The organism is Pseudoclavibacter sp. Marseille-Q434 (assembly GCF_050315415.1).
GTDB lineage: Bacteria > Actinomycetota > Actinomycetes > Actinomycetales > Microbacteriaceae > Pseudoclavibacter.
Genome location: NZ_JBNPQH010000001.1, coordinates 460,507 through 474,689 on the forward strand (window position 1 = coordinate 460,507; position 14,183 = coordinate 474,689).

The 14,183-nt window shown below is 68.4% G+C and carries 13 protein-coding genes; 11 read left to right on the top strand and 2 right to left on the bottom strand.

The genetic code is table 11. From position 1 onward, the window contains the following. Window positions 1-11 precede the first annotated feature (11 nt). Window positions 12-410 (top strand): VOC family protein, encoded by a 399-nt coding sequence (locus tag ACQFZP_RS02240; protein ID WP_211890196.1) that lies wholly within the window; start codon window positions 12-14, stop codon window positions 408-410. Between the two features lie 70 nt (window positions 411-480). After that, window positions 481-840 carry a DUF2695 domain-containing protein gene (locus tag ACQFZP_RS02245; RefSeq protein ID WP_211890197.1) on the top strand — a complete coding sequence of 120 codons (360 nt, stop codon included), beginning with the start codon at window positions 481-483 and terminating at the stop codon, window positions 838-840. Here ACQFZP_RS02245 and ACQFZP_RS02250 read toward each other — a convergent pair. Then, a complete protein-coding gene (locus ACQFZP_RS02250; protein ID WP_249312003.1) occupies window positions 834-1,229 on the bottom strand; it encodes a TraR/DksA family transcriptional regulator in 396 nt (131 codons plus the stop codon). The genes ACQFZP_RS02245 and ACQFZP_RS02250 overlap by 7 nt on opposite strands. Before the next feature lie 140 nt (window positions 1,230-1,369). Between ACQFZP_RS02250 and ACQFZP_RS02255 the strand changes: the two genes are divergently transcribed. The 7 genes from ACQFZP_RS02255 (at window position 1,370) to ACQFZP_RS02285 (ending at window position 9,559) form a co-directional block, all read left to right on the top strand. Next, complete coding sequence (locus tag ACQFZP_RS02255) at window positions 1,370-2,620, top strand: NAD(P)/FAD-dependent oxidoreductase (protein WP_211890198.1); 1,251 nt, start codon at window positions 1,370-1,372, stop codon at window positions 2,618-2,620. Next, window positions 2,613-4,232 (top strand): cryptochrome/photolyase family protein, encoded by a 1,620-nt coding sequence (locus tag ACQFZP_RS02260; protein WP_211890199.1) that lies wholly within the window; start codon window positions 2,613-2,615, stop codon window positions 4,230-4,232. Before ACQFZP_RS02255 ends, ACQFZP_RS02260 begins: the two co-directional genes overlap by 8 nt. Window positions 4,233-4,317: 85 nt before the next feature. Further along, window positions 4,318-4,731, top strand: coding sequence for a VOC family protein (locus ACQFZP_RS02265; RefSeq protein WP_211890200.1), 414 nt, complete (start codon window positions 4,318-4,320; stop codon window positions 4,729-4,731). Window positions 4,732-4,850: 119 nt separating this feature from the next. Further along, a complete protein-coding gene (locus tag ACQFZP_RS02270; protein ID WP_211890201.1) occupies window positions 4,851-6,251 on the top strand; it encodes an MFS transporter in 1,401 nt (466 codons plus the stop codon). Window positions 6,252-6,316: 65 nt separating this feature from the next. After that, window positions 6,317-6,745, top strand: coding sequence for a Rieske (2Fe-2S) protein (locus ACQFZP_RS02275; RefSeq protein WP_211890202.1), 429 nt, complete (start codon window positions 6,317-6,319; stop codon window positions 6,743-6,745). Continuing rightward, complete coding sequence (gene malQ, locus ACQFZP_RS02280; RefSeq protein ID WP_211890203.1) at window positions 6,742-8,874, top strand: 4-alpha-glucanotransferase; 2,133 nt, start codon at window positions 6,742-6,744, stop codon at window positions 8,872-8,874. Before ACQFZP_RS02275 ends, malQ begins: the two co-directional genes overlap by 4 nt. A 4-nt stretch (window positions 8,875-8,878) precedes the next feature. Further along, complete coding sequence (locus tag ACQFZP_RS02285) at window positions 8,879-9,559, top strand: hypothetical protein (protein ID WP_211890204.1); 681 nt, start codon at window positions 8,879-8,881, stop codon at window positions 9,557-9,559. Between the two features lie 22 nt (window positions 9,560-9,581). On the opposite strand, the gene ACQFZP_RS02290 is transcribed toward ACQFZP_RS02285, so the two are convergent. Then, the gene (locus ACQFZP_RS02290) at window positions 9,582-10,388 is read right to left on the bottom strand and encodes a CPBP family intramembrane glutamic endopeptidase (protein ID WP_211890205.1); all 807 of its coding nucleotides are present in this window, start codon (window positions 10,386-10,388) and stop codon (window positions 9,582-9,584) included. A gap of 187 nt (window positions 10,389-10,575) precedes the next feature. Here ACQFZP_RS02290 and ACQFZP_RS02295 point away from each other — a divergent pair, with 187 nt between their 5' ends. Together ACQFZP_RS02295 and ACQFZP_RS02300 are read left to right on the top strand one after the other, a co-directional pair. Then, the gene (locus tag ACQFZP_RS02295) at window positions 10,576-12,444 is read left to right on the top strand and encodes an ABC transporter family substrate-binding protein (protein WP_211890206.1); all 1,869 of its coding nucleotides are present in this window, start codon (window positions 10,576-10,578) and stop codon (window positions 12,442-12,444) included. Between the two features lie 154 nt (window positions 12,445-12,598). Further along, a complete protein-coding gene (locus ACQFZP_RS02300) occupies window positions 12,599-14,173 on the top strand; it encodes an ABC transporter permease (protein WP_179556471.1) in 1,575 nt (524 codons plus the stop codon). Window positions 14,174-14,183: the final 10 nt, after the last annotated feature.

Genomic DNA, 14,183 nt, shown 5'->3' on the forward strand with positions numbered 1-14,183 from the left:
AGGAGGCGCACATGGGACTTCGCTGGTATTCGACCGTCATCGATTCGACAGATCATCGCGCTCTTGCGGCCTGGTGGGCGGAGACGCTCGACTGGCAGGTCTCCTTCGAGGACGGCGACGAGGCGGTCATCATCCCGAAGTGGCTCGATGAGGACAACCCTGGTGTGCCCTTCGAGCGGGTCGGCCCCGGACTGGTCTTCGTCCCGGTCGGCGACGACAAGACCGTGAAGAACAGGCTCCACATCGACCTCGCGGCTCCACTGCACGAGAGCCAGGTCGCCCATGTCGACGCCTTGATCGCGAGGGGCGCCACCCGCGCCGACGTCGGGCAGGGCGACGACGTCAACTGGGTTGTCCTGCGCGACCCGGAGGGCAACGAGTTCTGCGTGCTCTCGTCTCGCGAGAGCTGAATCGCGGCGGCGTGCTGTGGACGTGCGCACTGCGACAGAGATTGTCGGTGGTCCGGTCCAATATCAGGTCATGACAGATCAGCGAATCGACCAAGAAGCCGAGACCCTCGTCCAGACGATGGCGAACGACCTGCTCGAACCCGGGCCGCGCGAATGCCTGCTGTGCTATGTCGCCGTGCAGCTCGACGAGTTCGGCTGCGACGGCGCTCACCGCTTCTCGCAGTGGTACCAGGAACGCACGGCCCCGCGAGCGACCGCACTCCTCGAGCGCCTCGACCGGCTGGGCGCGTACTGCGACTGCGAGATCTTCCTCAACGCCTACGACGCGTGCGGGGGTGAGCCGGAGACGCTGCCGCCTTGCCTCGGCGTTCGGCGAGGTTCCACGCAGCCGTGCAGGCTGTGGTGGAGAGAGCGGCGATCCGCCTACTGACGGCCGCGGCCTCGCCGTTGCTCTGCGCAGGAGACGCAGTGCTCCGCGAAGGGACGAACCCGCAGCCTGATGTTCGGGATGCGCTGGCCGCACGTCGAGCAGACGCCGTAGCGGCCCTCTTCGAGGCGCAGAAGCGCTGCCTCGATCTGCCTGAGTTCCGACTGCGCCGCGTCCACCTGCCCGGCAAGGCGGGACCACTCGGCCGACAGCGGAGCGCCGTCGGGGTCGTGCTCGTCGTCGTCGTTGAGCGAGGAGCGGTCCTGGACAAGCGCCCGCAGTGCCGCGGACGTACTGGTGACGCGGTCGACGGCGTCCGCGCGGAGCGAGGCCAGTCGCTTCGCGTGCGTGGCGGGGGAGTCGGACTCCTCCATCTCATGAACGCCGTGCATGCGGGCCATTCTGCGCCACCAGCACCCCGGCCTGCCGAGGACCGCGCCCACCAGCGTTCGCGAGCCCGCGCTCAGGGACGGCCCGGGTTGCTCCCGCAGACTGACGGACCAGTCGAGCGAAGCCCATCGAACGGAGCCATATGGACACGGACGTCGTCGTCATTGGAGCAGGGCTCGCCGGCCTCAGGGCCGCGCGGAGCCTCGAGGAGCGCGGGCGCAGCGTCGTTGTCCTCGAGTCGGAGGACGAGGTCGGCGGCAGAGTCGGCACGGACGCCATCGACGGCTTCCTCTGCGACCGCGGCTTCCAGGTCCTCAACCCCGCTTACCCGGCGTTGCGCGCCTCCGTGGACCTCGCTGCGCTCGACCTCAAGCGCTTCGGGGTCGGGGCCATCGTCCGTTCGCGGGAGCGGACGTCGACGCTCGCGCACCCGCTCCGCCATCCGCGGTTCGCGTTGCAGACGCTGCTCAGCGGGCACGTGCCGGTCTCCGACGTCCTGGCCCTCGCACGCTGGCTCGGCCCGACGCTTGCACAGCCAGACCCGCAGGCTGCTGGGCCGGATACGACGCTCAGCGCCTCATTCGACGATGCGGGCCTCACCGGGCGGCTCCGACTCGACCTGCTCGACACGTTCCTCGCCGGAGTCCTGGCCGACAGCAGCGGAGGCAGCTCGGCGAACCACGTCAAGCAGCTCGTCCGCTACTTCGCGCTCGGCGCGCCAGGGCTCCCCGCCGACGGGATGCGCGCACTGCCTGCCCAGATCGCCGCCTCGCTGCACGAACCCGTCCGGCTCGGCACCGCCGCGCGGGAGGTGACCGAGACCGGGGGTGGCGTGCGGGTCGTCACCGACCGCGGGACGATCCTCGCCCGAGCCGCGATCGTCGCGGTCGCCCCGAACGACCTCCCTGCGCTGACCGGCCAGACGGCTCCGAAGACGCACGGCCTGACAACATGGTGGTTCCGGGCCACGGGGACGCCGCGAACCGGGCCGTTCCTCCTTCTGGATGCCTCGAACATCGGCGGCGGGCCGGCCGGGCCGATCTGGAACACCGCCGTCATCTCGGAGGTGGCCCCTTCCTACGCCCCGGCCGGACAGCACCTCGTGCAGGCGACCACCCTCCTCGACCGCCTGGACGGATTCGCGAGCGAAGCGGACGTCAGACGCGACCTCGCCCGTCTATACGGCACGCCCACCGACGGCTGGGAGGTGCTCGCGCACCACGTCATCCCGCACACCCTCCCCGCCCAGCCACCGCCCCTCGTCGACCGCGGGCCGGAGCGAGTCGGAGAGCGGCTCATCGTGACGGGCGACCACCGCGAGACAGGGTCCATCCAAGGTGCGCTGGTCGCCGGAGACCGGGCCGCAGACGCCACCGTCGAGCTCCTTGGCTGAACCGAGAGCGGCAGGGCGGGAGCTGCGGCTCGTCCTGCCTCACCAGCTGTTCGAGGCGCACTTCGCCGAGCCGACCGGAACCGTGTTCGTGCTCATCGAACACGATCTCCTCTTCCGCCGATACGCCTTCCACTCGCACAAGCTGGTCCTGCACCGAGCATCCATGTCCCGGTTCGCGCAGCGTCTCTGCGTTGCAGGGCACGTCGTCGAGTACCTGGAGAGCGATGCGGCTGCTCCCTCCGGCCAGCAGGTGGCCGCGCTCGTCCGCCGACACTCGCCGACCCGGGTGACGTGGTTCGACGTCGTCGACGACTGGCTTGAACGCGACCTGACCCGGGCACTGGCCGCAGGGGGCTACGCCGCGGCTGCGGACGACGAACTCGAGACGCCGAACTTCCTCACCGACCGGGCGCAGCTGGACTCCTGGTTCGCGCACAACGAATCACGCATGCACGAGTTCTACATCTGGCAGCGTCGCAGACTCGGCATCCTCCTCGACGGCGACGGCCCATGCGGCGGCCGCTGGTCGTTCGATGCGGACAACCGCAAGCGCGTGCCGAGGGGATACGTGCCGCCGACGGTCTCGCGCTTCCGCGGACACCCGAGCGTGCATCCCCAGGGTGCCTTCGACCTGGACGCACTCATGTCTCCCACCCCGCCATCAGATGGCCGCGACGAAGGGAAGGAACAGGTCGAACTCGCCGTCGCCTGGGTTCGCGAGGAGTTCCCCCAAGCCCCGGGCGACCCGACGACGTTCGCCTGGCCGACGACCGCGGACGAGGCGCGCGAGCACCTCCGAGAATTCGTCCGCACGCGCCTCGACGACTTCGGCCCGTACGAGGACGCGATCTCCGCGGAGCATCCCTTCCTCAACCACAGCCTGCTCACGCCAGCACTCAACATCGGTCTGCTCGACCCGCGCGAGGTGCTGCAGATGACGCTCTCGAGCGCCCGCGCGGACACACCCCTCGCCTCCCTCGAGGGCTTCGTGCGTCAGGTGATCGGGTGGAGGGAGTACATGCGGGCCACCTACCGGCTCCGTGGCCGGGAACTCCGGACATCGAACGTCCTCGGACACACGAATCGCCTGGGGCGCGGATGGTGGACCGCCAGCACCGGACTGGACCCCGTCGACCTCGTCATCCGTCGCGTCCTCGCGACCGGGTACGCCCACCACATCGAACGCCTCATGGTGCTCGGCAACGCGATGTCACTGCTCCGCATCCACCCGGACGACGTCTACCGGTGGTTCATGGAGCAGTTCGTGGACGCCTACGACTGGGTCATGGTGCCGAACGTCTACGCCATGAGCCAGTTCGCGGCCGGCGAGACGGTGACCACCAAGCCCTACGTCTCCGGCAGCAACTACCTGCGGAAGATGTCCGACCTTCCTTCGGGGGCGTGGACTGAAGCCTGGGATGCCCTGTACTGGGACTTCGTCGCCCACCACCGGGCGGTCTTCGCCCGCAACCCGCGCACCCAGATGACGATCGCGCTCCTCCAGAACATGGAGCCGGAGACGCTCGCACGACACCGTGCTCGAGCGCAGGGACTCCTGCAGGACCCCGACGAAAGCCCACTCGTGATCGGGACGACCCCCGACGCCACGTGACGCGCTTCCGGTGGACTGTTCGGACTCCTATGATCGTGCTACGACGCGTAATCCGTCGTCACATGTCTCGAGCGCAAAGGAGCCCATGATGGGCGTATCCATGGTCTTCCCGAACCTGCCCGTCGCCGACGTCAAGGCGGCCACCGACTTCTACGTCGGACTTGGCTTCACCATCAACCCGATGTTCTCCGACGACAGCACCAGCTGCGTCGTCGTCAACGACCAGGTCGCGATCATGCTGCTGCAGACCGAGCGCTTCCAGGGCTTCCTGCCGGAGGGCGCGGAGACCATCGTGGGCGGAAACCGACACGAGAGCACGACAGCGCTCCTCCTCGGCAGCACCGAGGAGGTCGACGAGATCACGGCCAAGGCGGAGGCTGGTGGGGGCAGAATCCACCGTCCGGCTGAGGCGAACGAGTTCGGGATGTACGGCTCAGCGTTCGACGACCTCGACGGCCACCTGTGGGAGGTCTTCTACATGGCGTCCCCTGAGGCCTGACTCGCAGAGAGCGCTGCTCCGCGGGCCTCCGTTGCGCAATGCGGCAGCGGGGCTGGTGGAGCCGTTTCCTGTCTGGCACGGTTAGTCGTCCCCTCCACCCCGCACCCTTGGATACGCACATGACCGAGCGCACCCCGGCTGACCGCCACGCCGCAGCGACAGAGCAGGCGGCGCCCACGCGCAATCAGCGCCTCGATCGCCTCCCGTTCACCGGCAGGCACCGCAAGCTCCTGTTCGGGTCCGGCATCGGCTGGGCGCTCGACGCCATGGACGTGAGCCTCATCTCGTTCGTCATGGCCGCGCTCGCGGTGCAGTGGAGCCTCGACGCGACGACGCTGTCGTTCATCGCCTCGATCGGCTTCGTCGGCATGGCGATCGGCGCGAGCGTCGGCGGACTGCTCGCCGACAAGCTCGGGCGGCGTCAGGTGTTCGCGGCGACCCTCCTCATCTACGGTCTCGCCACGGGTGCCTCCGCGCTCGCGGCGTCGGTGGGCGCGCTCATGGTGCTGCGCTTCATCGTCGGTCTGGGGCTCGGCGCCGAGCTTCCCGTCGCCTCGACGCTCGTGAGCGAGTACGCGCCGAAGCGCATCCGCGGACGGGTCGTCGTGCTGCTGGAGGCGTTCTGGGCTGTCGGCTGGATCGGCGCCGCCCTCATCGGGGCCTTCATCATCCCGCTGTCGGCGGATGGATGGCGCTGGGCCCTCCTGACGGGCCTCCTGCCTGCCGTCTACGCGGTGGTCGTGCGGTTCGGGCTCCCCGAATCCGTCCGCTTCCTGGAGAGCAAGGGCAGGTACGCGGAGGCCGAGCGAGCGGTCCGGCAGTTCGAGGAGTCGGCTGGCGTCGATGCGCCCCCGGCGGCGGGTATCGACGCGTCTGACCGCGGACACTCTGCAGCGCGAGCATCCGTGTCACCGGATTCCCAGCGGGCACGATGGCGCGACCTCTGGGCGCCGTCGCTGCGCCGACGGACGGCCGCCCTGTGGGCCGTGTGGTTCTGCATCAACCTCAGCTACTACGGCGCGTTCATCTGGATTCCGAGCCTCCTCGTCGGCCAGGGTTTCACCCTTGTGAAGTCGTTCGAGTTCACGCTCATCATCACGCTGGCGCAGCTGCCCGGCTACTTCGTCGCGGCCTTCCTCATCGAGCGCATCGGCCGGCGTGCGACGCTCGCCATCTTCCTGCTCGGTTCCGCGTGTGCCGCGTTCTGGTTCGGCTTCGCGACGACCGAGGGCGCGATCCTCGCCGCGGGCATGTGCCTGTCCTTCTTCAACCTCGGCGCGTGGGGAGCGCTCTACGCGATCGGCCCCGAGCTCTATCCGACGAGGCTGCGCGCGTCGGGAACCGGGGCGGCCGCGGGCTTCGGCCGCATCGCGTCGATCATCGCGCCGCTGCTGGTGCCCGTCATGCTCGCGGGTGGTGGCAGCGTGCTCGTCTTCGGCGTGTTCGCCGCGGCGTTCCTGCTCGCCGCCGGTGCCGCATTCACCCTGCCGGAGCTCATGGGGCGGGAACTCGAGGAGTAGTCGACGCGGGGAGTGGCTCGCGCGCGCCGCGGCCCGCTCAGCCACGCGCCGACTAGCCTTGACGTGTGAGCGAACGACGAGATCCTTCACGACGCGGGGTCATACGGGGAAGCGCGGCTGTCGGCGGCGGAATCGCGACGGCGGCGCTGCTTGCCGCGTGCGGAGGCGACGACGCCGGTGGACAGGATGCGGATGCCACGTCGACGGTGAGCGGCGCCGTGCCCGTCGGCGACGTCCCGGTCGGAGGCGGGGTCGTCATCGCGGACACCGAGACGGTCGTCACCCAGCCCGCCGCGGGTGAGTACTTCGGCTTCAGCTCGATCTGCACGCACCAGGGGTGCCCGGTCGCCACGGTGACCGCGGAGCACATCATCTGCCCCTGCCATTCGAGCCACTACGACACGAGGACCGGGGAGCCGGTCGCCGGACCGGCGGACCAGCCGCTCACCCCTCGCACCATCACCGTCACCGAAACTGAGGTCGAATACTCGTGAGCATCACCAATCTGACCGCGATCCGCGATCTCGCGACGGACGCGGGTCTCGAAGTCGAGTACTGGGGCTGGCGGGGCGAGAAGGAGCAGGTCGCGCCCGAGACGCTCGCGGCGGTCCTCGGTGCCCTCGGTCTCCCGGCATCCAACGACGAGGACGTCGCCGCCTCGGCCCGCGAGTTCGAGAACCGGCCGTGGCGTCGAGCGGTGCCGTCCTGCACGACGGTGCGGGAGGGCAGCGACGCCACGATCTTCGTCCACGTTCCTCACGGGAGCGCCGTCCAGGTCGACGTGCTCCTCGAAGACGGGTCGACTCGCAGCCTGCAGCAGGTCGAGAACTGGGTCGATCCGAAGGACCTCGACGGCGCGCTGATCGGTCGCGCGACGTTCGCGCTGCCCGCGGACCTGCCGACGGGCTGGCACGAGGTCGTCGCGAAGGTCGGGGACGACCTCTCGGAGCATGCGCCTGCTGGCACGCTGATCGTCGTGCCGACGAGGACGCCCTGGCCAGACGAGCGCTCGTGGGGGCTGTTCACCCAGCTCTACCAGCTTCGCTCGACCACGTCCTGGGGGATCGGCGACCTCCGGGACCTCGCCACGTTGACGGCCTGGGGTGCGCAGCGTGACGCGGACTTTGTGCTCGTCAACCCCCTCAACGCGAACCCTCCGGTGTCTCCCATGGAGCCGTCTCCGTACCTGCCGACCTCACGGCAGTTCGGCGACCCCCTGATCCTCACCGTCGACTGGGCGGCCGCCTTCGTCGCGCAGCGCACCGAGGTGCCGGCCGACACGGTGGAGCTGCTCTCGCGCCTTGCGGGCGAGGCGATCCTGGGCAACGGCGTCGACAGCATCGATCGTGACGCCGCCTGGGCGCTGAAGGAACCAGCGCTCCGTGCGCTCTTCGACGTCTGGCAGTCGGCGAATGTGATCGACGACGACTTCACGGAGTTCCGCAAGGAGGCCGGGGAGCCGCTCGAGCGGTTCGGTGTCTTCTGCGCCATCTCGCGCGTGCATGGGCGAGATGCTCGCAACTGGCCGAGCGAGCTGGCCACCGCGAACGGTGCCGACGTGCTCGACTTCGCGGCTGCTCACGCCGAGGACGCCGAGTTCTACGTCTGGCTGCAGTGTCTCCTGGAAGCGCAGGCGAAGCAGGTGCAGTCCGATGCGAGGTCGGCCGGCATGTCGATCGGCATCGTGCACGATCTGCCCGTCGGTGTGCACGCCGGTGGAGCTGATGCGTGGTCGTTCGGGGCGGCGATGGCCCGCGGCGTGACGGTCGGCGTGCCGGCCGACCAGTACAACCAGTTCGGGCAGAACTGGTCGCAGCCGCCGTGGCGCCCCGACATGCTGGCCGAGCTCGGCTACGCGCCGTACCGGGACATGCTGCGCGCCGTCTTCCGCAACGCTGGCGCTGTGCGCATCGACCACATCCTGGGCTTCTTCCGCCTGTGGTGGATCCCGGAGGGCAACACCGCGAAGGATGGCTGCTTCGTGCGCACCGACGCAGAGGCCATGCTGGGCATCCTCGCGCTCGAGGCGCAGCGAGCGGGCGCCGTGGTGATCGGCGAGGACCTCGGCACGGTTCCGCCGGAGGCCAGGGATGCGCTGGCCGAGCGCGGCATGCTCGGTGCCTCCGTCCTGTGGTTCGAATGGTCGGACGATGGGGTCCCGCTGGCCCCTGAGGACTACCGGCGCGCCTGTCTCGCGACGGTGACGACGCACGACCTCCCGCCGACGGCTGGGTTCCTCGCGCTCGAGCACCTCGACGTTCGAGAGCGCCTCGGGCTGCTCGAAGGTTCGGTCGAGGAGGCGCGGGCCGAGGAGACCGAGACGATCTCGAAGGTCGTCGACCGACTCCGGCGAGCTGGCCTGGTGGGGGAGGAGCCGAGCAACGAGGACATCGTCGTGGCGCTGCACGAGTACCTCTCGGGTTCGGCTGCCCAGCTGTTCGGTGTGGGCGTGTCCGATCTCGCGGGTGACCGCCGCGGCGTGAATCAGCCGGGGACCGCCGACGAGTATCCGAACTGGCGAGTGCCCATGACGGATGCCGAGGGCAGGCTGGTCTCGCTCGAAGCGCTCCTGGGCTCGCCGCTCGCCGCCCGGATCGCGGCGGCGTCGGGGAGAACCGAGTAGCGCGGTGAGGCTCTCCGGCGGGTGGCGGCCACGGGGTGTCCGCGGCCTCCTCCTGGCGTCGGCGCTCGGTGCGTCGCTGCTGCTCGCGGCGTGCGTTCCGCCGGTGGCCGCGACGCGCGAGTCCGCTGATGCGGTGGCCGTCATCGCCACCCCGGGCGTCACCCAGACGCCGACGCCGACGGTCACCCCGATCAACGTGCAGGTCGTGGCCGCGCCACGAGTCGCGGAGAACGAGAACCCGAAGCCTGTCGACGGCGAGCTCAGGTTCACGAGGGGCCAGTGGGCGACGGTGCTCGGCGCGAGTGGCGAACCCGTCGGCCGCTTCACCATCGCGGGTGTGGCCTTCGACGTTCGGTGTCTCGAAGAGGATGCTCCGAAGGCCGGCGGCAGCTACGTCGCGATCCAGCTGCAGGTCGAGGGATACGGGGCGCTCAGCGCCGAGGATGAGGAGGGCGCGTTCGCGCCCGTGTTCGCCTTCGACAGCCTTCGCCTGCTCGAGAAGAACGGCGACTCGAAGCTGGGGGCCTCGCTCGCGGACGACTGCATCGGGAGCTCCGTGCAGCAGCGCGAGTACGGGGTCGGCGCAGAGTCCGGGTACGTCGTGTTCGACGTTCCGAAGGAGCGCTTCGACGTGGTCTGGGAGTACGGCGACCAGTCGTTCCGGTTCGTGAATCTCACCGTCTGAGGGCTCCGCGACGTGACCGGTCTCAGGTGAAGAGCTGCGGGAGGAGCGCCGCGGCGAGGGGATAGCCGAGGAACGAGACGGCGTCGAGGATGAAGTGCGCGACGACGAGGCCGCCCACGCGCCCCTTCCGGAGGAACCACCAGGAGAGCAGCACGCCCATGGCGACGTTGCCGAGCGCCATCCCGGGCCCCTGGTACAGGTGGTAGGAGCCGCGGAGGAGCGAGGACGCGACGATGATCTGCCAGGTCGCCCACCCCAGCTCGCGCAGGCGGGTCGCGAGATACCCGACGACGACGACCTCCTCCAGAAGCGCGGCACGCAGCGCCGCGAGCAGGAGCAGGATCACGGTCCACCACGTGATCTCCTGCGCGCTCGCCTCGACGGAGAGCGTGAGCCCGAGTGCCCTGGTCGCGAGGTAGAAGACGATGCCGGGCACGCCGACGCAGGCGGCCAGCAGAAGGCCCTGCCCGAGGTCGCCGAGGGGCTGCCTCGTGTCCAGGCCCAGCTTGCGGAAGCCGGAGACGGTGGGCGTCCAGAGCAGCCAGATCACCAGAGCGACGGGTACGAGGTCGGTGAGGATGCTCGAGAGCTGCAGGAGCGCGTCGAACAGTGGCCGCGCGTCGCGGGAAGCGTTCAGCGTCGTCGTCTGGTCGGCGAGCGCGGTATCGCGCGTCGCACGATCCGCGAGGGAGATGATCGCGTACAGGCTCGACGGGATGATCGCGAGTGCCAATACGATCCAGATCTCCCAGCGCAGCCGCACGCGCGCGGAGCGGTCCAGTTCCTCCGGACCCTGGCTGACCGTAACGTCAATGCGCGAATGTGACATGTCCGCAGTCTACGAACGGCGAACGGCTTGTAAGAGTTGAACAAGACCCGTTTCGTGTGAGTAACGATCCCCTGAATTGGTGAAACCCCTCGCGCGAGGGGGCGTAGGTTCAACGGGTATTTGTCGATAATTCACAGAGTTCGTGGATGTTCGACGTTCACAGCCCCTGTTTCCCCAAGGAGGTCCTATGAGGACATCACGAGTTATCGCCGTGGGAGCCGTCGTCGCCACAAGCGCGTTGGTTCTCGCCGGCTGCTCTGCCCCGAATCGCGATCCGGAGATCGTCGGTGGCTCCGCCATCACGGTTGCATGGAACGACCCGTTCTTCGCGTTCAACGTGAACACCTCGGCCAACAACGCCGCGGCGAACGCCAACATCGTCCACGTCACGTCTGATGGCTTCATCGACTACGACCCGACCCCCGAGCTCGTGGAGAACACCGAGTTCGGCACGGTCGAAGAGGTCTCGACCGACCCGCTGACCATCAAGTACACGGTCAACGACGCGGTCACCTGGAGCGATGGAACGCCGTTCGACGGCGCCGACCTGCTGCTCACCTGGGCCGCCAACACCACGCACCGCGAAGCGGGCGAGGTGCCAGAGGCCGAGTACGACGACGAGGGCAACGTCACGAACCAGGACGCGATCGACGCGGCCGCGGACGCCGGTGTCTACTGGGGAACCGACCCGGCACCCGGTCTGCAGCTCGACCTCGCCTCGCAGGCTCCGACGCTCGCCGACGACAACAAGTCGTTCACGGTCGTCTACGACCAGCCGTACGCCGACTGGAAGACCATGTTCGCGCCGGACACGACGGCGATCTCGGCACACGGCACCGTCCAGCTCGCCTACCCGGGTGAGTACGACGACGCGCAGGCCGCGAAGGATGCCTTCATCACCGCGGTCAACGACAACGACAGCGAGTTCCTGAGCAAGGTCGCCTCCGCCTACCGCACCGGCTACGACTACACGTCGATGCCGGAGGAGCCGCAGAAGACCCTCTCCAACGGCCCGTACACGATCACGGATCTGGTCGAGAACCAGTACGTGACGCTCACGGCCCGTGAGGACTACACGTGGGGCCCGCTGCCGCACTACGAGACCATCACGATCCGCTTCATCCCGGACCCGCAGGCACAGGTGCAGGCGCTCCAGAACGGTGAGGTCCAGATCGTCTCCGGTCAGCCGACGACCGACCTCCTGCAGCAGCTCGAGGCCACCGAGGGCATCGAGTGGGAGTCCTCGCTCGAGGGCACCTACGAGCACGTCGACCTCCAGGTCGCCAACGGCGGTGTCTTCGACCCAGCCACGTACGGTGGCGACGAGGCCAAGGCCCAGCAGATCCGCGAGGCCTTCCTCCTCACGATCCCGCGTCAGGAGATCGTCGAGAAGCTCATCACGCCGATCGCCCCGGATGCGACCACGCGCGACTCGCTCGTGTTCCTTCCCGGCGCCGACGGCTACGAGGAGTCGGTCGCCGACAGCGGCGTCTCCCGCTACTCGGGCGACGACGCTGCCATCGAAGAGGCCAAGGGCCTCCTCGCGCAGGCTGGCGTGGCCAACCCCTCCGTCCGCTTCATGACGGCATCCACCAACCCGCGTCGTCAGCAGGAGCTGCAGCTCATCAAGGCCTCGGCCGAGAAGGCCGGCTTCACGATCGTCGACGCGAGCGCCGAGGACTGGTCCACCGTGCTCACGACGCAGACCGACGCCTACGACGCTGCCCTCTTCGGATGGCAGTCCGAGGGTCTCGGTGTCGGCGAGCCGTCCCCGAACTACATCACGGGCGGCATCAACAACTACTACGGCTGGAGCGACCCCGAGCTCGACCAGATCCTCAAGGACGTCGACGTCACGATCGACCCAGCCGAGGCTCAGGGCAAGCTCGTCGAGGCCGAGAAGATCATCATGGAAAACTCGTGGTCCGTGCCGATCTTCCAGTTCCCCGGTGTCGTCGCCTGGAGCGACGAGGTCGCGAACGTCAAGCCCGGGTTCCTCTCTCCCCAGTACTTCTGGAACGCCTGGGAGTGGGCACCCGTGGAAGCCGCTGAGTAGTCACACCAGCGTCGAGCTCTCGACGCGCTGACCGCTGCGCGGTCAGATCTAGCGACGGCGGGAGTACCGTAGTCTTCTCGACTGCGGGACTCCCGCCTCGTCTGTTCACGGCCACATCCCCGGCCGAATGCCCCTTCCAGAACAGGACCCATCTGTGCTGAGATTCACCCTCCGACGCCTCTTCGTGTCGATCTTCATCCTGCTGGGCGCGCTCTTCATCGTGTACAACCTCGTCGCGATCTCGAAGGACCCGCTCGCGGACATCTTGGAGTCCACGGCTCCCAACAAGGAGCAGCTCATCGCCGCGCGCGTGGAGCTCCTGCAACTGGATGTGCCAGCCCCCGCCCGCTTCTTCCTGTGGCTCGGCGGCATCCTCGGGTTCTTCATCCCGACCTTCGACGACCCGAACGGCCTGTTCGGCTTCCTCGGCAACAACTTCTCCATGGGCGTGAACATCGCCAACCAGGACGTCGGCCCGCTCATCGCCTCGGCGGTCGGCCAGACCCTGCAGCTCGTCACGGCCGCGACGCTCATCGCCGTCGTCATCGGCGTCGCCGTCGGTGTGACGACCGCCCTCCGCCAGTACTCCGGCTACGACTACACGGTCACGTTCCTGTCGTTCCTCACGTACTCGCTGCCGATCTTCTTCGTGGCCGTGCTGCTCAAGCAGTACATGGCCATCGGCTTCAACGACTTCCTGCAGGACCCCGAGATACCGATACCGCTGCTGCTGCTCATCGGCGTGATCATGGGCTTCATCTTCATGTCGATCATCGGAGGGCCCGCAAAGACGCGCGCCACCGTGTTCGGTGCTGGTGCCGTCGGCACGATCGCGATTCTGTTCGGGATGGAGCTGCTCGACTGGTTCCGCAATCCCGGGCTCGGCACGGTGCTCATCATCGTGCTCGGCCTCGCCACGGTGCTGCTGACCGCCGCGCTCACGGTGGGCCTCTCGCACCGTCGCAACCTCATCGTCACCGGTGCCGTCGCGGTCGTCGGGGGAGCGCTCTGGTACCCGCTGCAGTTCGCGATGACCAACGAGATCGGCGCCTGGTTCCCCATCGCCCTCATCGTGGTCTTCACGGTCATCGCCTGGTTCGTCGGCAAGTACTTCGGAGGCCTCGACAAGCGCAACGTGGCGAGCAACGCCGCCATCGTCGGCTTCGTCGTGTCGCTGCTGCTCGTCATCGACCGCGTCATGCAGACCTGGTCCGGCTACTACGACCAGACCGGCGGCCGTCCGATCGCGACCGTCGGAGCATCCAGCCCGCAGCTCGGCTCCGACCCGTCGATCTGGCTGCAGATGCTGGACGGCTTCACGCACCTCCTGCTGCCGACGATCGCCATCATGGTCATCTCCATCGCGAGCTACAGCCGCTACTCGCGCTCCAGCCTGCTCGAGATCATGAACCAGGACTACGTCCGCACGGCACGCGCGAAGGGCCTCCCCGAGCGCACCGTGGTCATGCGTCACGCGCTGCGCAACTCGCTCATCCCGATCACCACGATCGTGGCCGCCGACGTCGGCGCCATCATCTCGGGAGCGATCGTCACCGAGCAGATCTTCGGCTGGCGCGCGATGGGATCGATCTTCTCCGAGTCGCTGCGCAACGTCGACCTGAACCCGCTCATGGGCTACATCCTCGTGACCGCGGCGCTCACCGTGATCTTCAACCTGATCGCCGACATCCTGTACTCCGTCCTCGACCCGCGAATCCGCCTGAGCTGAGAGAGGGCTG